Below are 24162 nucleotides of genomic sequence, written 5' to 3' on the forward strand. Positions count from 1 at the left end.
CGGTATCGACCGGCCGTGACCGCCACCCGGCGGGTGCCGGTGTCAGCACTCAGTCCTGTTGTGCGACAAAGAAATCGGTGATCAATCCGAGATCGTGACCCGAGGTCAGCAGTGCGATGAGCGCCATGCGCGCCTGCGGTGCGCGCAGCCAGGGTGACACGATCGCCCCGGCCCGCCGCAGATCGACTGCGCCGCCGCCCCCGCCGTAGGTCGCGGTCACCTCGCCGTACGGGACGCGGCTGGTGACGACGACGGTCACCCCGCGCTGGACGGCGAGTGCCACCTCGGCGGTGATGTCCGGGTGGGTGTTCCCGGAGCCGGTGGCCGCGAGGACCACGCCGGCGGCGTTCTGCGCGACGGACGCGGCGATCAGTCCCGGTGACACGCCCGGGTAGAGGGTGAAGGCGTCGACGCGTGCCGGCCGGCCCACCGGTACCGGTCCGGCGAGCACTCGTCGCGGCACCGGCGGGTCGTCGGCCCGACGGGTGCCCTGCACGGTGTCGAAGGCCGCCGGGTCGGTGGTGGAGACCTTGAACAACCCGCGTGCCGGCAGGAGCCGGCCACCCATGGCCACGAGGACTCCTCGACCGCGAGCGGTCGGGTCGTCGATCGCGGCCAACGCGGCGGCGAGATTCGACGGCCCGTCGGCGCGCGGAGAATCAGACGGCAGCATGGCCCCGGTGAAGACGACCGGCCGCTCGTCGGCGGCGTACAGGTCGGCGAGGTAGGCCGTCTCCTCCATCGTGTCGGTCCCGTGCGTGACCACCACACCGCGCACGGCGGGGTCGGCGAGCGCGTCGGCGATCGCGCGGACCACCGCGAACTGGTCGGCGACGGTCATCGCCGAACTGTCCACCGACATGAGGTCGACGGTGCGGATGGCCGACGGAGTGCGCGACGTCCCGTCGTCCCCGGCCCTCTCGTCCCCGGTCCCGATGTCCCCGGTCCCGGTGGTGATCGTCCCGGCGGCGGAGAGGAGAGCGGCCGAGCCGAGCGCCGGGATCGCGCCGTCGTCGGTGGTCTGGGCGGCGATCGTGCCTCCGGTGCTGATCAGCACGGTGACTCCGGTGGCCGCGGGCGGGGTGCCTGTCATGGTGCCCAAGGGTCACCGGAACCCTGTCGGCCCGTCAAGCGTTGCCTGCTCGGCGCCGCCGGCCGGGCGGATCGTCGTCGCGTGTCGCCGGACGCCGGGGACCCCTGGTGCCCGCCGTTTGGCATAGTGGTGTGGGCCGTCGCCGGGGGGAACCCGGCACACACGTCCGGCTGGGGGTACACCCCGGCAGACACGTCTTGTCGGGTCGAACCCGGCAGACACGTCCGGCATCGCGGTACGAGAGCGCCCGCCGGCGCACCCCATGCCCGAGAACACAGTGAGGGAGATCGTTGAAGTATCGGAAATTCCTGGGCGCGACCATGATCGCGGCCGCGTTGATGACCACCGTCGCGGCTTGCGGGAGTGACGACGCAGACGCGCCGCCCGCACCGACGCTCACCAGCACCGACACCGCAGCCGCGAGCGGCGACGGCTCCGAGATCACCGACGGCAGCAACCCGCCGTCGATCGCCGCGCTCAACGAGATGGTCGATCAGGCCGTCGACCCCGACATCCCGCGGGCCGAGAAGGTCGAACTGGTCGAGGGTTCGGAGAAGGACCCGGCGATCTTCGACGAGCTGGTCAAGGCACGTGCCGAGAACTCCGACGTCGACTGGGTCCTCGTCAACCCCGTGATCAGCGCCGGCCCGAACAAGGCCCGCGTCAAGGTCCGGATCGAGACCGCGGGCAACCCGCCGACCAACGCCGAGTCGACCATCGTCTTCGACGACGGACGCTGGAAGCTCTCGAACGAGACCGTGTGCAACCTCCTCGGCCTCTACCAGGTCGAGAGCGCCATGTGCGCTCCTGCGAGCTGACCACTCGCCGCACAGCATGATCCGCGGCCCCGCGTCGCCGACCGAAGTCGGTGACCCGGGGCCGTCGGCGTTCAGCGCCAGGTGACGGACAGTCCGGTCCGCTGCACCAGCGGCCGGTTCGGGTCCGCACCGACCAACTCGCGAGCGCCCCGATAGGTGGCTTCGCCGGCGATGGGCAGCCCGCGGGTCAGGTCGACGGTCACCGAGCCCTGACCGGTGTAGCTGTAGCGGCTGATGGTGAGGCTGTCACTGCCGCCGGGGATCGCGAACACCGAGTTCACCGGGGTCTCGTCGGCGGTGTACTCGATGGTCAGCCGGTTGCCGTCCCATCCGGTGAGCCGTGCCTCGATGGTCTGGGTGACGGTCGCCGCGGCCGCGATCACCCGCTCGCTCCGCCACGTCGCACCCACCGCGATCGGTTCGGTCGGGAGCACGACCGCGGCGTTGAACGCCGACACCAGCGCCTGCTCGACCGCCAGTCGCGCCTCGCCGCCGGCCGGCTCCGGCGGCGCGATCCGCAGGGACACCGGCGCCAGGCCCGGACCGAGCGTGAGACCGGCTTTCGCGCCGGTCATCGCCGACAGTTCGTCGTTCAGGGTCGTGTCGGGGGATGTGACCGTGCCGAGGTCGAGTTCGAGGTCGGCGGGGTCGGCGCACCCGAACCGCGCGGTCAGTGGCATCTCGACGGTCTGGGCGTCCGAGGTGCCCGGCGACGCCACCTCCGAGGTCGTCACCAGGGTCACCGACTGGGCGGTGGCGACGTCCGGCGCAGTCGTCGGCACGCGGCGCTCCCCGGTTCCCGCGTCGACGATCGTCACCGTCGCCGGTGCGATCGGGACCGGCGCCGCACCGGCGGCGCGGGACGGCGAGTCGGTGCTGCAGCCCGCCGATGTGCTCGCCGCCGGAGCGCCGGGCGTCTCGTCGGGACCCGATGCGCATCCCGCGACCAGTACGGACAGCGCGGTCACCGCCCCGATGGACGAGACGACGGACCGGAGGCGACGGGGATGCGGGGACACGGGTAGCCAGCGTATTCGACGTGTCGTGGACAATGATGCTGTGGATGACCAACCCCTGACGGATCGAGAGCACGTGGACCCGCACGACCGTGTCGAACCCGGGGCCGACCGGCGACCCGGCGACACCGACGCCGCCGCACGTCCCGGCCGTCGGGTGCCGAAGGCGACGATCGTGGTGCTCGGCGTCGCGCTCGTGGTCCTGGGACTCGACCAGCTGACGAAGTCGATCGCCGTCGCCGCGATCGACCCGATGCGCCCGGTGGAGATCATCGGCGACTTCGTCACGCTGCGTCTGGTCCGCAACAGCGGCGCGGCCTTCTCCATGGCCACCGGATACACCTGGGTGCTGTCGATCATCGCCCTGGTGGTCGTGCTCGTGATCATCCGCTACAGCAGCCGGCTGCGCTCCTGGTGGTGGGTGGCGGGTCTGGCCCTTGTGCTCGGTGGCGCCATCGGCAACTTGACGGACCGCATCTTCCGTGCCCCGCAACCACTTCAGGGCCATGTCGTCGACTTCGTGTCGGTGGGGTGGTGGCCGGTGTTCAACGTCGCCGACTCCGCGGTGGTGTGCGGTGCGATCCTCCTGGTCGTCCTCTCCGCGCTCGGTTTCGACTACGACGGCACCCGCACGGGCTGGGCGGCCCGCCGTGAGCAGCGCGACCCCGCCGGCACCGAGGGCGGCGCGCATGCGTGAATCGCGGTTCCTGCCGGTGCCCGACGGCCTCGACGGGATGCGCGTGGATGCCGGCGTCTCCCGGATGCTCGGGCTGTCGCGCACCGTCGTCGCCACCCTGGCCGAGGATGGCGACGTCGTGGTCGACGGCGTGGCGGTGGGGAAGTCGCACAAACTCGCCGCGGGCACGATGCTGCACGTCACGCTGCCCGAACCGGAGGAGCCGCTGCGCGTCGAGCCGACCCCGGTCGAGGACCTCGAGGTCATCTACCACGACTCCGACATCGTCGTCGTCGACAAGCCGGTGGGTGTCGCCGCGCATCCCTCGCTGGGCTGGAGCGGCCCGACGGTCATCGGGGCCCTCGCGGCTGCGGGTTTCCGGATCTCGACGTCGGGAGCGCACGAACGTCAAGGGATCGTCCACCGTCTCGACGTCGGCACGTCGGGGGTCATGGTGGTCGCGGTGTCCGAACGGGCGTACACGTTGCTCAAGCGGGCGTTCAAACAGCGGACCGTGCACAAGGGTTACCACGCGCTCGTCCAGGGGCACCTCGATCCGCCGTCGGGGACCATCGATGCGCCGATCGGCCGCCACCGCGGCAACGACTGGAAGTTCGCGGTGACCGCGAACGGCAAACCGAGTGTCACCCACTACGACACCCTGGAGATGTTCGCGTCGGCGTCGCTGCTGGACGTTCACCTCGAAACCGGTCGCACACACCAGATCCGGGTTCACTTCTCGGCCCTCCACCATCCGTGCTGCGGTGATCCCACGTACGGCGCCGATCCGGTGCTGGCCAAGAAGCTGGGTCTGGAACGCCAATGGCTGCACGCGCGGTCGCTCGGGTTCGCCCATCCGGCCGACGGCCGACAGGTGGAGTTCACCTCGTCATACCCCGAGGACCTGCAGCACGCGCTCGAGGTCCTACGCGCGACCTGACCTCACCAGGCGCCGGGAGCGGAGCGAGCGGGCCTGAGGCCTCGCGCGACCAGGCCGTTCGATCGACTATTTCCGAGACACACCGCTAGATTGGGGGAGTGCTCGAGCCGGGAACCCTCGTCGCCGGGTACCGCGTCGAACGGGTACTCGGCAGCGGCGGCATGGGTGCGGTCTTCCTCGCCCGACATCCGGAGCTGCCCCGGTACGACGCCCTGAAGGTGCTGAAGGCCTCGGCCGGGCTCACGGACAGCAACTTTCGCCGGCGGTTCCTGCGGGAGGCGGAGGTCGCGGCCACGCTCGACCACCCGAACATCGTCACCGTGTTCAACCGCGGACGTGCGAGTGTGCCGGTGGCGTCGAGGCCGGACAAGTCGGCGGAGGCCGATCTGCTCTGGATCGCCATGCAGTACGTCCCGGGAACCGACTGTGCGCGCGAACTCGCCGGACGCGGCCGCCTCGCCCCGCGTCGCGTGGTGCACATCGTGTCGGAGGTGGCGCGGGGGATCGACCACGCCAACCGGCGCGGACTGCTGCACCGCGATGTGAAACCCGCCAACATCCTGCTCGCCGAGGTCGACGATGATTCGTCGTTCGACGAGCAGCGGGTCCTGCTGACCGACTTCGGGGTCGCCAAACTGTCCGACGAGACCGAGGCGCTCACCTCGGTCGGCACGGTCCTCGCCACGCTGTCGTACGCGTCCCCGGAGCAGCTGACGGGTCGTCGACTCGATGGCCGGACCGACCAGTATTCGCTGGCGGCCACCACTTTCCACCTGCTCACCGGGCGCGTGCCCTTCGACGACCGCGACAACGGCGCCGTCATCGGAGCACATCTGAAAGAACCCGTACCGCGGGTTTCCGAGCTCGTGCCCGGACTCTCGCCCGACGCCGACGCGGTCATCGCGCGTGCGATGGCGAAGTCCCCGGACGAGCGCTTCGCCAGCTGCCGGGAGTTCGCCGACGCGCTGGCGACGGGTCTGCGGAACGTGCGGCCGAGGTCGGCCGCCGACCTCGACGCGGAGACGGTTCGCGGCCTCCCCGGTCGGATGGCCGGCGGCGCCGTCCCGGGTCCGCGCGCGCCGGACATGCCCGGACGGTCCGACCGGCCGACACCGCCGCCCGCCGGTCGCGCCGCGACCCCCGACCGACCACCCGCGGAACGTCGATCACGGCCGGGGCCGGCCGAGCCCCGCCGACCCGGGCCCGGCCGTCCCGCGGCGAACGTTGACCCGGCACATGAAGCGACGCAGCGCGCGGCCCCGGCGCGCGGCGGTCCGCCGAACGCCCCACCGGGTGCCGCCACGCCGCCCTCCGGCCCCGCGCCGGGCTCGCGGGTGCCCGGGCGCGGCCCGAGATCGAGGCCGACGACCGGTGCCGATCCGGCGGTGTGGCAGCATCCGCCGTCGAATCCGTTCCGGCAGAGCAACGACCACCTGCGGCCCGACCGGAGCCGCCTGGGCGGCGTCGGCCCGACACCGGCCGGCACCCCGCCGCGCGGCCTGGATGCCGCGGGACCCGGCGGGCTGCCCGGTCAAGGTCCCCGGGGCTGGGCCGGGCCGGCGGGTCCGACTTCATCGACGCCGTCGTCGTCGAACCGGTTGCCCATCGTGCTGGCGATCGTCGCCGCGGTGTTGCTGGTCGCGATCGTCCTCGTGTTCATGGCCCTGTGAGCGCGGTGAGCGAACCGGCTCCGCTACCACAGCTGTCCCATCCGTCACGACGCGGAGTGGGAGCCCGGCGGTGTCGGTGCACGCGCCTAGAGTGGACCCGGACTCGGACCCGCCCGACCGCCTTCGGGCGCACTCTCCCGGGTGCCGATGACCGCCGACCGAACCGACATCTGACGACTGACCCGACATCTACCGACTGATCTCGACAGAAGAGGCGCCGTGACGGACTCGTTTGTACACCTGCACAACCACACCGAGTACTCCATGCTCGACGGTGCGGCGAAGGTGTCCCCGTTGTTCGCCGAGGCCAAACGTCTGGGAATGACCGCGATCGGCATGACCGACCACGGAAACATGTTCGGCGCCAGCGAGTTCTACAACACTGCGGTCAAGAACGACATCAAGCCGATCATCGGCATCGAGGCCTACATCGCCCCCGGCTCACGATTCGACACCAAACGAATCCAGTGGGGCACCCGCGATCAGAAGAGCGACGACGTCTCCGGCTCGGGTGCCTACACCCATATGACGATGGTCGCCGAGAACGCGACCGGGCTGCGCAACCTGTTCAAGCTGTCGTCCCTCGCGTCGATCGAGGGGCAGCTCGGCAAGTGGTCGCGGATGGACGTGGACCTGATCGCCGAGCACGCCGAGGGGATCATCGCGACGACGGGATGCCCGTCCGGTGAGGTGCAGACCCGGCTCCGGCTCGGCCACGACCGCGAGGCGCTCGAGGCCGCGGCGAAGTGGCAGGAGATCTTCGGCAAGGACAACTTCTACCTCGAACTCATGGAGCACGGGCTCGAGATCGAGCGGCGTGTGCGCGACGGTCTGCTCGAGATCGGTCGCAAGCTGGGCATCAAGCCGATCGTCACGAACGACTGCCACTACGTGACCAAGGAGCACGCCGCGGCGCACGAGGCGCTGCTGTGCGTGCAGACCGGCAAGACCCTCTCCGATCCGACCCGGTTCAAGTTCGACGGCGACGGTTACTACCTGAAGTCCGCGGCCGAGATGCGCGAGCAGTGGGACTCGATCGTCCCCGGGGCGTGTGACAACACCCTGGAGATCGGCGAGCGCGTCGAGTCCTACAAAGAGGTCTTCACCCACCGCGACCGGATGCCGGTCTTCCCGGTCCCCGACGGCGAGACGCAGCAGACGTTCCTGCGCAAGGAGGTCGCGAAGGGACTCGCGGAGCGCCGTTTCGCCGGCACCGAGGTGCCCGAGGAATACCTGCAGCGCGCCAACTACGAACTCGACGTCATCATCCAGATGGGGTTCCCGGCCTACTTCCTCGTCGTCGGCGACCTCATCCGCCACGCTCTCGAGGTCGGCATCCGGGTCGGCCCGGGCCGTGGCTCGGCGGCCGGTTCGCTCGTGGCCTGGGCGCTGGGCATCACGAACATCGACCCGATCCCGCACGGCCTGCTCTTCGAGCGGTTCCTCAACCCCGAGCGGGTGTCGATGCCCGACATCGACATCGACTTCGACGACCGTCGTCGAGGCGAGATGGTGCGGTACGCGACCGACCGGTGGGGCAGCGACAAGGTGGCCCAGGTCATCACGTTCGGCACCATCAAGACGAAGGCCGCGATCAAGGATTCGGCGCGCGTCCAGTTCGGTCAGCCGGGATTCGCGATCGCCGACCGCATCACCAAGGCGCTGCCGCCGCCGATCATGGCCAAGGACATCCCGGTCTGGGGTATCACCAACCCCGAACACGAGCGCTACAACGAGGCCGCCGAGGTCCGCACGCTCATCGAGACCGATCCGGACGTCAAGAAGATCTACGACACCGCGATCGGACTGGAGGGTCTGATCCGCAACGCCGGTGTGCACGCGTGTGCGGTGATCATGTCCTCGGAGCCGCTGACCGACGCGATCCCGGTGTGGAAGCGCGCGCAGGACGGCGCCATCATCACCGGCTGGGACTACCCGTCGTGTGAGGCGATCGGCCTGCTGAAGATGGACTTCCTGGGTCTGCGCAACCTCACCGTCATCGGTGACGCCCTGGAGAACATCAAACTCAACCGGGGAATCGATCTCGACCTCGACTCGCTGCCGCTCGAAGACGAGAAGACCTACGAACTACTCGCCCGTGGCGACACCCTCGGGGTGTTCCAGCTCGACGGCGCCGCCATGCGCGAACTCCTGAAGATGATGCAGCCCACCGGGTTCGAGGACATCGTCGCCGTGCTCGCGCTGTACCGTCCCGGGCCGATGGGTGTGAACGCCCACACCGACTACGCCAAGCGCAAGAACGGTCTGCAGGAGATCAGGCCGATCCATCCCGAGCTGGAGGAGCCGCTCAAGGAGATCCTGTCGGAGACCTACGGCCTCATCGTCTACCAAGAGCAGATCATGCAGATCGCGCAGAAGGTCGCCGGGTACTCGCTCGGACAGGCCGACCTGCTGCGTCGCGCGATGGGCAAGAAGAAGAAGGAGATCCTCGACGAGGCCTACGACGGCTTCGCGGAGGGCATGCGCAACAACGGTTTCTCCCAGGCCGCGATCACCGCGCTGTGGGACACCGTCCTGCCGTTCGCCGGCTACGCGTTCAACAAGTCGCACGCCGCCGGCTACGGGCTGGTGTCCTTCTGGACCGCGTACCTCAAGGCGAACTATCCCGCCGAGTACATGGCCGGCCTCCTGACCTCGGTCGGCGACGACAAGGACAAGGCCGCGATCTACCTGGCCGACTGTCGCAAGCTCGGGATCACCGTGCTGCCGCCCGATGTCAACGAGTCCCAGCGGAACTTCGCCGCGGTCGGCAAGGACATCCGATTCGGCCTGGCCGCGATCCGCAACGTCGGCTCCGGCGTCGTCGGTTCGATCATCTCGGCGCGCGAGGAGAAGGGGAAATTCACCAACTTCTCCGACTACCTCGGCAAGATCGACGTCACCGCCTGCAGCAAGAAGGTGACCGAGTCGCTGATCAAGGCCGGCGCCTTCGACTCACTCGGACACCCGCGCAAGGGTCTGTTCCTCGTACACGGGGAGGCCGTCGAATCGGTCATCGGAACCAAGAAGGCCGAGGCGATCGGACAGTTCGACCTCTTCGGCGACGCCGGCGGTGCCGACGACTCGATGGCCGAGGTGTTCGCGGTCAAGGTGCCCGAAGAGGAATGGGACACCAAGCACAAGCTCGCCATCGAGCGGGAGATGCTGGGGCTCTACGTGTCCGGCCATCCGCTCAGCGGCGTCGAGCACGCGATCGCCGCGCACACCGACACCTCGATCTCGACGCTCCTCGAGGGCAACGTCGCCGACGGCGCCCAGATCACCATCGGCGGCATCATCTCCTCGGTGACCCGGCGGGTGAACAAGAAGGGCGAGCCGTGGGCCGCGGTGACCCTCGAGGACATGGTCGGTGGAGTCGAGGTGTATTTCTTCCCGCGGGCCTATGTCGCGTACGGGATGGACATCGTCGCCGACAACATCGTCCTGATCAAGGCGCGCGTCAACCTGCGCGACGACAGCATGATGATCAGCGCGAACGATCTCGCGGTGCCGGATCTGGAAACCGCGGGGGCGACCAAACCGGTGGCCCTGACACTGTCGGCGCGACTCTGCACCCCCGACCGCGTGGCGGCGCTCAAGCAGGTGCTGACCCGGCATCCCGGCATGGCCGACGTGCACGTGACGCTCGTCAGCGACAAGCGGCAGACCCAGCTGAAACTGACCGAGTCGTTACGTGTGGCCCCGAGTTCGGCGCTGATGGGCGACCTCAAGGCCCTCCTGGGGCCAAGCTGTCTGAGTTGACGCGGCTGAAGTGAGGGTCGCCTGCTCGATGGACTTCACCCGGCCGTGACTCAGGATTCGGCTCGCCGAACATTTTCGTTCGTTCTGCGCTACACTCGACGGCACGTCCAGCGCACCCGGCCAGTGAGGGAGTGATCCGACATGGCGACTCTGATCGACGTCGACCCCGGTCGTTCTGCATCGCGGCAGCCCCGCACCGTCGATGTCCTGGGTGCGCAGTGGCCGGTCCACAAGGCGCACGCCGTCGCCGCCGCGGTCGTGGTGGCACTGGTCAGCCTCGTTCTCCTCGGCTCACTCGCGGTCACCGCCTGGGCGAGCGGGCTGACGCTGCTCGCGGTGTGGTGGGGCGAGCGCTACCTGCCGGGGACGGCGGCCGTCGCGCCGGCATCGAACCCGCCGGGGATCTCGTAGATCCGTCCGTCGAATCCGGCGCGGAAGAGACGTCCGGCCGAGAACCCGCGGTCGCCTCGTCCGTAGGACACGACGCTCGAGGTCGGTAGGCCCGTCGCGAGCACGCAGTAGCTTCCGGGCGCCGTCACGCGCACGATCTCACCCGTCGCGTTGAACGGCACCACAGGTCGGTCGCGTGAATCGAGGGTCAGTCCGTCCGGCGTCGATGGCGCACCCACGTTGAGCAGGTTCTGCACGACACGCGGATTCGCAGTGGAGATCCGGCTGACGCCCGGGTTCACGAAGGTCCTCGACACGTACAGCCACCCGTCGCCGCGTCCGAGAACTGCTCCGTTCGCGCTCGGCAGCGCTCCCCAGGCGGCCTGCACGGCGCCGGTGGGGCTCACCCGACCGATGAGATTGCCGAAGTCGTTGGTGGCGTACACATTTCCGCGCGCCGACACGTCCATCCCGTTGGCCGCCGAAAGTCCCGTCACCCAGGCCCGCAGGGCGCGGGTATTGATGTCGAGCCGGGCGATGGATGCGTGTCGCAGCGCGTCGCCCACGAAGACACGCGGGTCGGCGCCGTATCCGACCAGCAGGGTGCCGCCGGGGGTCCACGCCAGCGCACCCGCTCCGCTCCCGCCCGGCACGCGTGCGATCGGAACCGCAGGTGCGCCCGGTCCGGCCAGACGATACACGCGACCGGTGATCAGGTCGGTGGTGTAGAGGCGTCCGGCGGCGTCGACGGTCAGGCCCTCGAGCGCCGCGCCGGGCACCGACCCGACGAGTCGCGCCGGCTGCCCGGCACCCGCGCACACGGGGGCGGCCGCGGCCGGGGCGGGGTCCACGGCGGCGCCGAGCCCGACCGCCAGGGCGGCGGCCGCTCCGAGCGCGGCCAGTCGTGACAGGCGTCGCGTGCGGGGTGGGAAGGTTCGACGAGCTGTCATGGCTGCTCCCTGGTCGGTGAGGCTGGTCGCCGTCGGTGATGGCTGGGCGAGACGGTCGTCGGGAAGATTCCCGTCCGGCTCGCTGTCAAACGCACCCGTCCAGTGTTACGCCAACGGGTGCGCGAATGTGCCGCGATGCCGATTCATCCGGCGCCGCGGTGCCACCACCCACGACGCGGTCGCGGACGGGCGTCGGAACCCGCGACATCGGATCACCGGTAGACAGTGAGAACATGGCTGTCGTGAGTACGCACCACGTCCCGGTCCATCAACAGGCGTTGTCGGTAGACGCGATCGAAGCCGCATCGATCCGTATCGCCGACGCGGTGGCGCGTACCCCGCTCGAGATCTGCCCGCGGCTGTCCGCCGACACCGGGGCCGAGATCTTCCTAAAGCGCGAGGACCTCCAGGCCGTCCGTTCCTACAAACTGCGCGGCGCCTACAACGTGATGGCGCAGCTGTCGGCCGAGGAGCTGTCGCGTGGTGTCGTCGCGGCCAGCGCCGGCAACCACGCCCAAGGGGTCGCGTTCGCATGCCGGAGCATGCAGGTGCCCGGACGCATCTACGTCCCGACCACCACGCCCAAGCAGAAACGCGATCGAATCCGTTGGCACGGTGGCGACTTCGTCGAACTCAAGGCGGTCGGCGACACCTACGACGCCGCCGCGGCCGCTGCTCAGGACGACGTGATGCGTACCGGGTCCGCGTGGATCCATGCATTCGACGACCCGCGGACCGCGGCCGGTCAGGGGACCATCGCGCACGAGATCGTCGAACAGCTGGGTCGTGTTCCCGACGTCGTGGTCGCGCCGGTCGGCGGCGGGGGATGCCTGGCCGGGATGGCCACCTACTTCCGCGGCCTGTCCGAGCACGTCACGATCGTCGGTGTCGAACCGACCGGCGCGGTGTCGCTGAGCGCTGCCCTCGTCAACGGGGGACCGGTGACCCTCGCCGAGATCGACCCGTTCGTCGACGGGGCGGCGGTGAAGCGCATCGGGACCATCGGGCACCGGGTGCTGTCGGAGATGGGCGCGACAGTGACCGATCACCCGGTGCTGGCGAGCATCACCGACGTCCCGGCCGCACGCGTGGTACCCGACGAGCGTCACGCGCCCGTGCCGGGAACCGCGCATATAACCCACGTCGATGAAGGCGCCATCTGCTCGGCGATGCTCGAGCTCTACCAGAACGAGGGAATCATCGCCGAACCCGCGGGTGCTCTCGCCGTCGCGATCCTCGACAAACTGCAGCTGCCCGCGGACTCCACCGTGGTGTGCCTGGTCTCCGGCGGCAACAACGACGTGTCCCGGTACGGCGAGATCATCGAGCGCTCGCTGGTGCACCGGGGACTCAAGCACTACTTCCTGGTCGACTTCCCACAGGAGCCGGGTGCGCTGCGGCGTTTCCTCGACGAGGTTCTCGGACCCGACGACGACATCACGCTGTTCGAGTACGTGAAACGCAACAACCGGGAGACCGGCGCCGCCCTCGTCGGCGTCGAGCTGGGACACCGCGACGGGCTCGGCGACCTGATGGACCGGATGGCCCATTCCCGGCTGCACTGTGAGCGGCTCGAGCCGGGTAGTCCGGCGTACGCCTACCTGACCTGAGAATCGGGGCCGCGAAACTCCGGCGTCGACCATTCGGATGACTCACCAGACCACGGGAACATTCGCGTCCGGTGCCGCCTCCAAGTACATGAACCGCCCAGAGGCACTGCACCACCACAGCGCCTCGTCACTTGGAAGGACAACCCCATGAGCACCGAGATCCCCGCCGACGCCGTTCTCGTCGACACCGATGGCGACGGAGCCGTCGACGCCGCACTCACCGACGTCGACGGTGACGGCACCACCGACGCCATCCTCGACACCGACGGCGACGGCCAGGCCGACTCCATCGCCTATGACACCAATGCTGACGGCGAGATCGACGTCATCGAGGCCGACACCGACGCCGACGGCCTCACCGACATCGCGGTCGCCGACACCGATTGCGACGGCATCTTCGACACCGCGGTCGACGACGAGGGCAACGTCGAGGTCGGCGACTTCGGCAGTATCGACGGCGGCGACGCCGTCTGACCACTTGACTTCATGGCCCGGAGCCGCGGTACACGCGACTTCGGGCTATGAGCCGTCACCACGGCGGCCGACGATCACGTTGTGACCCGGCGAGGCGAGCTCGGAGCCCTCGGAACTCGGTGACTGCCACGCCAATTCGACGTCGAGCGAGATCGGGACGGTCACCGGTGCGGCGCCGGGAACGCAGACCACCGACCAGTCACCGCGATGCATCGCGAACCATCCGGCCGCCTCGTCGAAGTCGACGGACACCGACGAGAAGGCCGGATCGGACAGCGCGGCTTCGGCTTTCCGCAAGGCGATGAGAGTTCGATAGAAGTCGAGCACACGCGCGTGTGCGGGATCGTCGAGTTCGGTCCAGTCCAGCTTCGACCGCTCGAACGTCGCCGGGTCCTGCGGATCGGGCACGTCGTCGCTGTCCCAGCCGTGTTCGGCGAATTCCGATTTGCGCCCCTCCGCGGTGGCTCGGCCCAGTTCGGGCTCCGGGTGGGAGGTGAAGAACTGGAACGGTGTCGCGGCCGCCCACTCCTCACCCATGAACAGCATCGGGGTGAACGGGGACAGCAGGACCAGCGCCGCCTTGATCGCCAGCTGTCCGCCGTCGAGGTAGGCGCTCGGGCGGTCGCCGATCGCCCGGTTGCCGATCTGATCGTGGTTGCAGGTGTAGGCGAGGAGGGCCGACGCGGGCAGCCGGTCGGTCGGGATCGGTCGTCCGTGACGGCGTTTCCGGAACGACGAATAGGTGCCGTCGTGGAAGAACCCGCCGGTGAGAACCTTCTCCAGGCAGCCGTAGCTCCCGAAGTCGCCGTAGTAGCCCTGCCGTTCGCCCGACACCAGCGTGTGGATCGCGTGGTGGATGTCGTCGTCCCACTGCGCGGTGAGCCCGAGTCCGTTGACGCTGCGCGGGGAGATCATGCGGGGATCGTTGAGGTCGCTCTCGGCGATCAGCGACAGCGGTCGCCCGAGTTCGACGGCGAGATCGTCGGTGGCGGCGGCGAGTTCTTCCAGTATGTGCACGGCGCGGTGGTCGGCCAGCGCGTGTACCGCGTCGAGGCGCAGGGCGTCGACATGGAACTCGGTGAACCACCGCAGGGCCGTACCGGCGATGAACGCACGGACCTCGTCGGAGTCCGGATCGGACAGATTGACCGACGATCCCCAGGATGTGACGCCCTCGGAGAGGTAGGGCCCGAAGTCGGGTAGGTAGTTGCCGGACGGACCCAGATGGTTGTAGACGACGTCGAGGACGACACCGAGTCCCCGGGCGTGACAGGCATCGACGAACCGGGCCAGCGCTGCCGGTCCGCCGTAGGTCTCCTGCACCGCGTACCAGCCGACGCCGTCGTAGCCCCAGTTGTGAACCCCGTTGAACGCGTTGACCGGCATCAGCTCGACGAAGTCGACCCCCAGGTCGACGAGATGGTCGAGCCGGCCGATGGCGGAGTCGAGCGTGCCCTCCGGGGTGAAGGTGCCGAGATGGAGCTCATAGACCACCGCTCCCCGGATGTCGCGACCGGTCCAGTCTGCGTCGGTCCATCCGGCGTCGTCGACGGTGAACAATGCCGACAGTTCGTGCACCCCGTCCGGCAGGCGCACGGCCCGCGGATCAGGACGCACCGGTCCGCCGTCGATCGAGAATCCGTAGCGCAGTTCCTCGACGGGTTCGGTTCCCGGTGCGGTGTCCACCTGCCACCACCCGCCCGCGCCTGCCGTCATGGTGATCCGGTCCGCGGCCGGGTCCTGCGCGGACGACCCGATCACCAGCTCGACGACCTGCGCATTCGGTGCCCAGACCCGGAGTTCGCCCAGTGATCGCGGTGATCGGAAGGGCTCCACATTGGAACGAAGTGGTAGGTTTTGTTCCCGCTGGTCGTCCGACCAAGTTATCGTGCTCTGGGCAACAGCGGCAGCGGTCGGGGGATTCGTCACATCATGCAAGGTATGTCGGACCTCGGACAGGTGCAGTCGGGCGCTAGTGTGAGGCCGGACACATTCGGACGAGGGAAGTGGGGTATGTTACCCGCGGCGCTCATGCCCACGGGGGGCACGCGAAGCGGGTCTGCGGGAACGAGAACGCGCGTCGACGTCGACACGCGCCATCGCGACCTGACGGCCGGTGAACGGGTAAGCCGAGACGCAAGGGCAGGGTTTGAGCACTAACGCAGTCACCTCGGACGACGCGGAGGTGGGTCGCAAGAGGCCGGGGGCGGTGCGGTCGTGGGTGGACGGCCATGTCGTTGCCTCGTTCGACACATTCGGTCGCCAGCTCGGCATGTTCGTCGAGGTGTTCCGGACCCTCTTCGTCGATCTCTTCAAGCGACGGTTCCCGTTCGGGGAGTTCATCCGTCAGTGCGCCTTCATGGCCAGCACCTCGGTCTTCCCGACCCTCCTGGTCGCCATCCCGATCGGCGTCATCGTGTCGATCCAGGTGTCCAACATCGCCGGTCAGGTCGGTGCCACGTCGTTCTCCGGCGCGGCGACGGGTCTCGGTGTGATCCGGCAGGGTGCACCGCTGGTGACGTCGCTGCTCCTCGCGGGCGCCGTCGGCTCGGCGATCGCCGCGGACCTCGGATCCCGCACCATCCGCGACGAGATCGACGCGATGCGCGTCATGGGCGTCAACCCCATCGAGCGTCTGATCTCGCCGCGACTCCTCGCGACGATGGTCGTCAGCTTCCTGCTCTGCGGGTTCGTCTGCTTCGTCGGGTTCATCACCGGCTACGTCTTCAACGTCTACTTCCAGGGCGGCACACCGGGTAGCTACACCGGCACCTTCGCGTCCTTCGCCACCACCGCCGACCTCATGTTCGCGTTGGCCAAAGCCGTCATATTCGGCGCGATCGTGGCCATCGTCGCCTGCGATCGCGGCCTCTCGACGAAGGGCGGGCCTGCGGGTGTGGCCAACTCGGTGAACGCCGCTGTCGTCAACTCGGTCCTGCTGCTGTTCACGGTGAACGTGATCCTCACGCAGCTGTTCGCGATCCTGTTCCCGTCGAGGGTGGTGTGAGATGACCGCGTCACGGTATGTACCTCCGGCCCTGCGGCCGCTCGAGGCCGCCAAGGCGGTGTACCGCGGTCCGCGCGATGCGCTCGCCGCGATGGGCCATCTGATCACCTTCCTGGTCCGCTCGATCGCCGCGGTGCCGCTGGCGTTCCGTCACTACAGCAAAGAGGTGTGGCGCCTCCTTGCCGACGTGGCCTGGGGCAACGGCGCCATCGTCGTCGGTGGCGGCACCGTGGGTGTCATGGTGATCCTCGGCATCATGGGCGGCGCGACCGTGGGTATCGAGGGCTACACCGCCCTCAATCTGCTCGGCATGTCCCCGGTGACCGGCGGGCTGTCCGCCTTCGCGACGACCCGCGAGATCGCACCGCTGCTCGCCGCGACCGCGTTCACCGCCCAGTCGGGTTGCCGGTTCACCGCACAGTTGGGCTCGATGCGCATCGCCGAGGAGATCGACGCCCTCGAGGCGATCGCGATCCGGCCGCTGCCGTATCTCGTCACCACGCGGATGTGTGCGGCCGTCCTGGCGATCATCCCGCTCTACTCGGTGTCGCTGGCCGCCAACTACCTCGCCTGCCAATTCATGTTCATGCTGCAGAGCGGTCAGGGCGAGGGCACCTATCTTTACTACTTCAACCAGTTCCTCGTCTCGTGGGACATGTTGTTCTCGTTCTTCAAGGTGATCGTCTTCGTCCTACTGACGACGTTCATCCAGTGCTACTACGGCTACTTCGCCTCAGGTGGTCCCGAAGGAGTGGGAGTTGCTGCCGGACATGCCATCCGACTCGCGATCATCGTCATCGTGTTCGCGAACCTGGTCATGACACTCGTGTTCTGGGGCACGTCGCCCGGGATCAAGATCTCGGGATGAGGGGGAGACCGTGAACATCGCGACCGACGGGCGCAATCCCTCGCTGCTGCAATACGTGCTGCGCGGAGTCGCCTTCCTGCTCGTCCTGCTGGTGATCTTCGTGCTGCTGTTCATGCGGTATCAGGGCACGTTCAGCAAGACGGTGGCCGTGACCGCCGACCTCGTCGATGTCGGCGACGGGCTGTCCACCGGTGCCGACGTCCGCTACAACGGGCTGATCGTCGGCACGGTCAAGTCGATCAGCGTCGAGGACTCCGCACAGGCCGACGCGTCCCGGTTGATCAGGAACGTCGCCATCGACATCGAGCCGGCGCAGGCCGAGGGCATTCCCGCCTCGGTGACCGCGCGCACGGTTCCGTCGAACCTTTTCGGCGTCAACTCCGTCGAGCTGGTGCCGCCCGCCGAGGTGGGAGCCGACCGGCTGTCCGCCGGCGACGTGATCCCGGCCGACGACTCGCTCGAGACGGTCAAGCTGCAGGACGCCCAGAACGAGCTGAAGCAGATCCTCGACGCGGTGCCGCCGGAGGAACTGGCGCAGGTGCTCGGCGTCATCGCCGACGCGCTCAAGGGCGGCGGCTCGGTGTTCGGGTCGTTCGTCCCCGTGCTGCGGAACTACTTCGACTCGATCAACGCCCAGTTCCCGCCGGGCGCGCCCCCGGGCTTCGACAACTTCGACGCCGCGCTCACCGGCCTCGCGCAATCGGCGCCGCAACTGCTCGACACCTTGGGCCGCAGCGTGATCCCGGCGATCACCATCGCGGAGAAGCAGCGTGACCTGACCGCGGTGCTGACGGCGAGTCAGGGCCTGCTCGACCAGACCCAGTTGCTGTTCGCGCGCAATGGCAACAGCGGTCAGCGTCTGGTGACCGATCTGAACCGGATGCTTGGAGCGCTCGTCCTCGAGCCGAACTCGTTGCCGCAGGGCGTGATCGCGCTGAACAACCTGGCCGCCCGGGTGCTGACGGTGTTCACCGGCACCAACGGCCACGTGCAGCTCAACATCGGTGTCAGCTTCGGCGCCTTCCAGCGCTACACCCGGCAGAACTGCCCGGTGTACGACGGCGGTCCGTACGGCACCCTGCGCGGCCCGGGCTGCGTGGGGCCCGGCACCGGCACGGGACCGACGATGTCTGGTCCGCTGGCGATCTATCCCTCCGACGGGATGCGCCGGAACAAGCCGGTCGGCAACGTCACCACCGATGCCGACAACAAGACGCTCGGCACCGTCCTGCGCCGTACCCCGTCGGCAGCGGACACGATCATGCTGGGACCGCTGGTCCAGACGCTCGAGGTGCGCAACGCCGCCGAGGCGGGCCGGGGCGGCGAAGGTCAAGGAGGAGGACGATGAGCGCGGCTTCGGAATCGATCCGCAAACCGCTGATCGGTTTCACCATCTTCGGGATCGCCGCGTTGCTGGTCACCTACGTGATCTTCTCGACGTTGGAGCGCTCGGTGCCGGGGACCACCAACAGCTACACGACCTACTTCGGTGATGCCTCGGGTCTCGCCACGGGCGACGACGTCCGCATGGCCGGTGTCCGCGTCGGTCGTGTGGACCAGATCGAACTCGCCGACGGCCGTGCCCGGGTCACCTTCGAGGTGCAGGACAACCAGCAGGTCTACACCAACACGCGGGGGGCGATCCGCTACCAGAACCTCATCGGGCAGCGATATCTGAACCTGACGCTGGTCCCGGACCGGGAGAGTCGGCCCCTCGATCCGGGGTCGACGCTCGAGCTCCCCTCCGAGGACTCCTTCGACGTCACCACATTGCTCGCCGGGTTCCAGCCGGTCTTCGAGACCCTCACCCCGGAACAGGTCAACGCCCTGTCCGAGGGCTTGATCCAGGCGTTCCAGGGCAATTCGGTGTCCTTGAGCTACACGGTCGCCGAGGTCGGCCGCCTCGCGGAGGACACGGCCAACCGGGACGTCGTGCTCGGCGCGATCATCAACAACCTGAGCGCGGTCATGCGCGACCTGTCGCGCCAGGGCGGCCAGCTGGGCACCGTCATCGAGTCGATGTCGGCGCTGATCGCCAACCTCAACTCGAACTCGGCGGCGTTCGGCAGTGCGGTGACCGACATCGGGCGCACCGCAAGCGGATTCGCCGACGTGCTGAGTGAGAGCCGACAGAGTCTGGCCGAGGCCGCCACGGACGGCCGGATCGCGACCAACACGCTGATCAGCAATGGCGCCAAACTCGATCGGATGGCGGTCGACGCGCCGATCTTCCTCGGTCATTTCCCGCTCGTGCTCGGTGAGGGCGCTTACTTGAACATCTATGCATGTGATCTCGACGTCGCGATCGGCGACGTCCTGCTACCGCCCGGGATCTTCAACAAGATCGGCGGCACGAATCACTCGGTGGTGTGCCGATGAGCTGGTTCCGCAGGAGTTTCCGTGACAACCGGCGCGTGTGGTTCGGCGTGATCGGCGCCGTGGTCATCGTCGCCCTGTTGCTCGGCGTGACCGCTCTCGCGACCGCGCATCTGGGCAAGAAGACCCTCACCGGCGACTTCGCCCAGGCCGGCGGTATCCGGCCGGGGGACAAGGTCCGCGTCGCCGGTATCGACGTCGGTGAGGTCACCGACACCGAACTCGCCGGACAGCACGTGGCCATCACCATGAAGGTCGACAGCGACGTCCGGGTGACGTCCAACGGTTCTGCCGAGATCAAGATGTCGACGTTGCTGGGTCAGCGCTACATCGATGTGTCGCTGGGGGATTCGCCGGAGGATGCACCCGACGGACACATCGCGAAGACCGCCGTGCCCTTCGATCTCCAGCGCACCATCGAGGCGGGCGCGCCGATCCTGACCGGGATCGACGACCGGACGCTCTCCGAGAGCATCCGCACCCTCAACCGGCAACTCGCCGGCGTGCCGGCGATCACCGAGCCGACCTTCGAGGCGCTCACCCAGATGTCGAAGGTCATCACCAATCGCAAGGACCAGATCAACCAATTGATCGCCGACACCAAGACGATCACCAACATCGTCAACGACAATCAGGCCCAGCTCGCCGTGATCGTGGGTCAGGGACGCGACCTGACCCAGAAGATCGTCGCGCGTGAAGAGCTGGTCACCCGGATGCTCGACGGCATCGCCGAACTCACCGAGCAGGCGACCGCGGTGGCCGGCGAGAACGCCAACCAGTTCGCGCCCATCATGGCGAACCTGAACACGATCACCCAGGGCCTGGAGAAAAACCGCAACAACCTCCGCAAGTTGCTGGAGATCCTCCCGGTCACCGCGCGCCTGACCAACAACGTCATCGGCGACGGGCCCTACGCGAACGGCTATCTGCCGTGGGGCATCTTCCCCGACAACTGGCTGTGCCTGGCCCGGGTGGTGGACGGATGCTGAGCGCGGAAACGATGAGCCCGGACACGACGGCAGGTACGACGATGCACGCCCACGGACACCGCCGCCCGATCCTGCTGGTCGGGGTCGCGCTGCTCGGCATCCTCGGGCTCTCCGGCTGTTCGATGATCCCGGGGAGCTGGAAGGCGGCGGTCGGCCAGGCCATCGAGGTGACCGCCTACTTCGACAACGTCGCCGGGCTCTACGTGAGCAACGACGTCGCGGTCCTCGGCATGCCGGTCGGTCAGGTCACCGCGGTGGAACCGCAGGGCGAGCGCGTCAAGGTGACCATGACGATCGACAGCGACGTCCCCGTCCCGGCCGACGCCACGGCGGCGATCGTCAACACCTCGATCGTCACCACCCGCCACGTCGAGCTGTCACCCGCCTACGACGGCGGGCCGAAGCTCGAGGACGGGTCGGTCCTGAAGGAGACGAAGGCCCCGGTGTCGGTCGGCGAACTGTTCGACGCCATCGACGGTCTGGTGGTGGCACTCAAGGGTGAGGGAGAAGGACCCGGCCCGCTCGCGGAGATGATCGACATCACCTCCGGCATCGCCACCGGCAACGGCGAGGAGATCCGGGCGGCGCTCGACGAACTCGGCGGGGCGTCCGATGTGGTGGCGGGCAACAGCGATGCCCTCGTCGACATCCTCGAGACCATCGAGGGTCTGACCACCACCCTGGTGCAGAACTATCCGAAGATGACGGCGTTCTCCGAGTCGGTCAACCAGGTGTCGCAGCTGCTGGGAGACCAGGCGCCCGGTCTGCTCGCCACCCTGGCCAACCTGAATCAGACGCTGCAGAACACCACCGTGTTCCTGCAGAACAACACCAACACCATGTCGGTGTCGTTCGACCGGCTCGCCGCGCTGACCGCCAATCTCGGGGACTACTCGCGGCAGGTCGTCGAGACGGTCGACGTCGGCCCGCTGCTCTTCCAGAACCTGAGCAACTCGATCTCGGCCGAACAGGGAGCGTGGCGCGCGCAGGTGCTGCTCGACAAGACGCTCCTCGACAACGAACTCCTCGCCGAGTTCTGTGAGGCGATCAACCTGCAGAAGGACGGTTGCCGAACGGGCAAGCTCAAGGACTTCGGTCCCGACCTCGGTATCTACTCGGCGATGCTGGAGCTGACGAAATGAGAACGGCGACAATGGATTCGCTGAACCGTTCGGACGGTCCCGGGCGCCCTGTGCGATCCCCCGGCCGGGTCCGCCGAGGCGGGGTCATGGCGGTGCTGCTAGCGGCGCTCATGGGGCTCACCGGTTGCGGACTCCTCCCGAGTCTCACGGTGGAGCAGATCCCGCTGCCCGCACCGGGCGGCATCGGTGACTCGATCACGATCACCGCGAACTTCGCCAACGCGCTCAACCTGCCGGCGAAGGCGAAGGTGAAGCTGAACGGAACCGATGTCGGACAGGTCACCGACCTCGTCGCCAAGGACTACACCGCCGTGGTGACCATGCAGGTCAGCAAGAAGACCAAGCTCCCGGTCGGGACCGGCGCCGAACTCCGCCAGGCCACACCGCTGGGCGACGTCTTCGTCGCCCTGCTGCCGCCGATCGAGGCGCGCGACGGTCTGATGGTGGACGGGGACACGCTCACCGGTCCGACGTCGGCCGCGGCGACGGTCGAGGATCTGCTGATCAGCATGAGCGGGGTCGTGGACAGCGGTTCGCTGAACTCGTTGACGATCATCCTCACCGAGCTGAGCAGCGCGGTCGCGACGAACCCGTCGGATCTCAACGGCGCGATCCGGGGCCTGACCACCGGTATCCGGAAGCTGAACCAGAGTTCGGCGGCGGTCGATCGGTCGCTGGCCGTCACGCGGGTGCTCAGCGGACAGCTCGCCGACGGGCGTGCGCAGATCATGGCGTCGATCAACAAACTGGGTCCGGCGCTCGAGTCGCTGAACGGGCAGATCGCCACGATCCTGACCACGCTGGACAAGACCCAGCAGGTCACAACGGCCACCAACGACTTCCTCGACAGCGATCAGGACAACCTGGTCGAGATGCTGGGCCATCTGTCGACGGTGCTGGCCGGCCTCCGGCAGGCTGCCGGCCCGCTCGGATCGCTGGCCGACAACCTGCACGAGCTCACACCGAAGTGGGTCAAGTCCACACCGGGTAGCGCGGCGGCGGTGTCGTCGAAGGTCTACTGGCTCAGCCCGGGTGTCGGCTTCGACTCGGCGAGCAGACTGCCCGAGATCCAGGACGTGGACGAGGGTTCGGCGGCGTTGCAGCAGACACTGACCCGTCTGCTGGCGCGGATCACGGGGACGAGGGGGTGTTGCGGATGAGCGGCATATTCGGTGTCCTACGCCGGAATTCGGTACTCGTGGGCAACATCGCCCTGGTACTGGTCATGGTCGTCGGACTCAGCTATCTCGCCCTGGGCATCCTGCGGTGGCAACCGTTCGCCGACAAGTACAAGCTCACCATCCAGTTCCCGATCTCCGGCGGTCTGCAGGAGACGTCTGGGGTCACGCTGCGCGGCGCGCGCATCGGCGACGTCGACACCGTTCGGGTGCAACCGGATTCGGTGGAGGTCGTCGTCACGGTCGAGGACCGGTACAAGATCAACCGCGACACCACTGTTGCGGCACTGGGTCTGTCGGCTGCGGGCGAGCAGTACGTCGACTTCCAGCCGGACACCTCCGATGGCCCCTACCTGGAGGACGGGGACGTCATCCGGGCCGACCAGACCGAGGTCACCGTGCCGTTCTCGCAGTTGCTCGAGTCCTCGCTGGAACTGATCAACCAGATCGATCCGGCGAAACTCCGTTCCGCCGTGGACAATCTGAAGATCGCCCTCTACGACGAGGACGGCATGAACGACCTGTCCGTCATCTTCGACTCCGGTGGCACGATCTTCGCGAAGCTGTACACCGCGCTGCCGGAGACCACCAAGTTCATCCAGAACGCGGGGACCATCTTCAAGACGACGGCGCAGATCCAGCCCGACCTCGGCACGACGGTGGCGGGGTTGAGTTCGCTGGTCAACTCGGCGGCTGCCTCCGACAGGGAACTCCGCGAGCTCCTCGACCGGGGTCCCTCACAGTTCACGAGCCTGGCCGGGTCGATCAACCAGTTGACGGATCCGATCACCGATGTGACGAAGCAATTCGTCGACATCGCCGAGCAGGGTGCGTTGCGTGCACCGGCGCTTGCGACGCTGTTCCCCGCGATCCGCGATGCCAGTGTCAAGAGCCTCACCATGTTCCACGACGGTGCGTGGTGGGCCTTCGGGTCGGTGTACCCGCGTCCGAGCTGCAACTACCCGGTGACGCCGCGGCGGCCGACGCAGATCCTCGAGCTGACCATCCCGACCAATCTGTACTGTGTGACCGAGGATCCGCGTCAGCAGATCCGTGGCTCGGCCAATGCGCCGCGGCCACCGGGCGACGACACCGCGGGACCGCCGCCGGGTTACGACCCGAACGCCCGTACCGTTCCGCTCGACAAGTGATGGGCCGCTCGACGACTGACGGCCACTCGACGACGACAGACAAGTTGTGTGA

20 protein-coding genes are annotated in these 24162 nt (G+C 68.1%); 16 read left to right on the top strand and 4 right to left on the bottom strand.

Annotated features, from left to right (window positions below; all coding sequences use genetic code 11):
* Window positions 1-49: 49 nt before the first annotated feature.
* Entirely contained in the window at window positions 50-1093 is a 1044-nt protein-coding gene (locus A9310_RS21515; RefSeq protein WP_065632313.1) for an asparaginase, read from the bottom strand.
* A 338-nt stretch (window positions 1094-1431) separates the two neighbouring features.
* Here A9310_RS21515 and A9310_RS21520 point away from each other — a divergent pair, with 338 nt between their 5' ends.
* Window positions 1432-1911 carry a hypothetical protein gene (locus A9310_RS21520; RefSeq protein WP_175401191.1) on the top strand — a complete coding sequence of 160 codons (480 nt, stop codon included), beginning with the start codon at window positions 1432-1434 and terminating at the stop codon, window positions 1909-1911.
* A 71-nt stretch (window positions 1912-1982) separates the two neighbouring features.
* Here A9310_RS21520 and A9310_RS21525 read toward each other — a convergent pair whose 3' ends face one another.
* A complete protein-coding gene (locus A9310_RS21525; RefSeq protein ID WP_058251730.1) occupies window positions 1983-2930 on the bottom strand; it encodes a hypothetical protein in 948 nt (315 codons plus the stop codon).
* Window positions 2931-2970: 40 nt separating this feature from the next.
* Between A9310_RS21525 and lspA the strand changes: the two genes are divergently transcribed.
* The 5 genes from lspA to A9310_RS21550 all read left to right on the top strand — a co-directional run bounded on the left by lspA (window position 2971) and on the right by A9310_RS21550 (window position 10386).
* The gene (gene lspA, locus A9310_RS21530) at window positions 2971-3624 is read left to right on the top strand and encodes a signal peptidase II (RefSeq protein WP_065632315.1); all 654 of its coding nucleotides are present in this window, start codon (window positions 2971-2973) and stop codon (window positions 3622-3624) included.
* On the top strand, window positions 3617-4543 hold the full coding sequence (locus A9310_RS21535) for an RluA family pseudouridine synthase (RefSeq protein WP_065632399.1): 927 nt from the start codon (window positions 3617-3619) through the stop codon (window positions 4541-4543). Before lspA ends, A9310_RS21535 begins: the two co-directional genes overlap by 8 nt.
* A gap of 98 nt (window positions 4544-4641) precedes the next feature.
* The gene (locus A9310_RS21540) at window positions 4642-6213 is read left to right on the top strand and encodes a serine/threonine-protein kinase (RefSeq protein ID WP_055476138.1); all 1572 of its coding nucleotides are present in this window, start codon (window positions 4642-4644) and stop codon (window positions 6211-6213) included.
* Window positions 6214-6432: 219 nt separating this feature from the next.
* Window positions 6433-9975 carry a DNA polymerase III subunit alpha gene (gene dnaE / locus A9310_RS21545; protein WP_055476139.1) on the top strand — a complete coding sequence of 1181 codons (3543 nt, stop codon included), beginning with the start codon at window positions 6433-6435 and terminating at the stop codon, window positions 9973-9975.
* A 141-nt stretch (window positions 9976-10116) separates the two neighbouring features.
* Window positions 10117-10386 carry a hypothetical protein gene (locus A9310_RS21550; protein ID WP_065632316.1) on the top strand — a complete coding sequence of 90 codons (270 nt, stop codon included), beginning with the start codon at window positions 10117-10119 and terminating at the stop codon, window positions 10384-10386.
* Here the strand turns inward: A9310_RS21550 and A9310_RS21555 are convergent.
* Window positions 10329-11315: an SMP-30/gluconolactonase/LRE family protein gene (locus A9310_RS21555; RefSeq protein WP_065632317.1), complete on the bottom strand. Its 987-nt coding sequence runs from the start codon at window positions 11313-11315 to the stop codon at window positions 10329-10331. The genes A9310_RS21550 and A9310_RS21555 overlap by 58 nt on opposite strands.
* A 233-nt stretch (window positions 11316-11548) precedes the next feature.
* Between A9310_RS21555 and ilvA the strand changes: the two genes are divergently transcribed.
* Together ilvA and A9310_RS21565 are read left to right on the top strand one after the other, a co-directional pair.
* A complete protein-coding gene (gene ilvA, locus A9310_RS21560; RefSeq protein WP_065632400.1) occupies window positions 11549-12925 on the top strand; it encodes a threonine ammonia-lyase IlvA in 1377 nt (458 codons plus the stop codon).
* Window positions 12926-13072: 147 nt separating this feature from the next.
* Window positions 13073-13399: a hypothetical protein gene (locus A9310_RS21565; RefSeq protein WP_065632318.1), complete on the top strand. Its 327-nt coding sequence runs from the start codon at window positions 13073-13075 to the stop codon at window positions 13397-13399.
* 45 nt (window positions 13400-13444) lie between these two features.
* On the opposite strand, the gene treZ is transcribed toward A9310_RS21565, so the two are convergent.
* Window positions 13445-15235: a malto-oligosyltrehalose trehalohydrolase gene (treZ, locus tag A9310_RS21570; RefSeq protein ID WP_083207473.1), complete on the bottom strand. Its 1791-nt coding sequence runs from the start codon at window positions 15233-15235 to the stop codon at window positions 13445-13447.
* Window positions 15236-15548: 313 nt separating this feature from the next.
* Between treZ and A9310_RS21575 the strand changes: the two genes are divergently transcribed.
* The 8 genes from A9310_RS21575 to A9310_RS21610 are packed head-to-tail and all read left to right on the top strand — an operon-like array spanning window position 15549 to window position 24110.
* A complete protein-coding gene (locus tag A9310_RS21575; RefSeq protein WP_065632319.1) occupies window positions 15549-16406 on the top strand; it encodes an ABC transporter permease in 858 nt (285 codons plus the stop codon).
* 1 nt (window position 16407) lies between these two features.
* Entirely contained in the window at window positions 16408-17274 is an 867-nt protein-coding gene (locus A9310_RS21580; protein ID WP_055476553.1) for an ABC transporter permease, read from the top strand.
* A 10-nt stretch (window positions 17275-17284) separates the two neighbouring features.
* Window positions 17285-18622 carry an MlaD family protein gene (locus tag A9310_RS21585; RefSeq protein ID WP_065632320.1) on the top strand — a complete coding sequence of 446 codons (1338 nt, stop codon included), beginning with the start codon at window positions 17285-17287 and terminating at the stop codon, window positions 18620-18622.
* Window positions 18619-19653, top strand: coding sequence for an MCE family protein (locus tag A9310_RS21590; protein WP_065632321.1), 1035 nt, complete (start codon window positions 18619-18621; stop codon window positions 19651-19653). The genes A9310_RS21585 and A9310_RS21590 overlap by 4 nt, the downstream gene beginning before the upstream one ends.
* Window positions 19650-20639 carry an MCE family protein gene (locus tag A9310_RS21595; protein ID WP_065632402.1) on the top strand — a complete coding sequence of 330 codons (990 nt, stop codon included), beginning with the start codon at window positions 19650-19652 and terminating at the stop codon, window positions 20637-20639. Before A9310_RS21590 ends, A9310_RS21595 begins: the two co-directional genes overlap by 4 nt.
* A 41-nt stretch (window positions 20640-20680) precedes the next feature.
* Window positions 20681-21781 carry an MCE family protein gene (locus tag A9310_RS21600; RefSeq protein ID WP_065632403.1) on the top strand — a complete coding sequence of 367 codons (1101 nt, stop codon included), beginning with the start codon at window positions 20681-20683 and terminating at the stop codon, window positions 21779-21781.
* Between the two features lie 11 nt (window positions 21782-21792).
* Window positions 21793-22941, top strand: coding sequence for an MlaD family protein (locus tag A9310_RS21605; protein ID WP_083207474.1), 1149 nt, complete (start codon window positions 21793-21795; stop codon window positions 22939-22941).
* Window positions 22938-24110 carry an MlaD family protein gene (locus tag A9310_RS21610; RefSeq protein WP_065632323.1) on the top strand — a complete coding sequence of 391 codons (1173 nt, stop codon included), beginning with the start codon at window positions 22938-22940 and terminating at the stop codon, window positions 24108-24110. Before A9310_RS21605 ends, A9310_RS21610 begins: the two co-directional genes overlap by 4 nt.
* Window positions 24111-24162: the final 52 nt, after the last annotated feature.

The sequence above is a fragment of the Gordonia sp. UCD-TK1 genome (assembly GCF_001691435.1).
Taxonomy (GTDB): Bacteria; Actinomycetota; Actinomycetes; order Mycobacteriales; family Mycobacteriaceae; genus Gordonia; species Gordonia hongkongensis.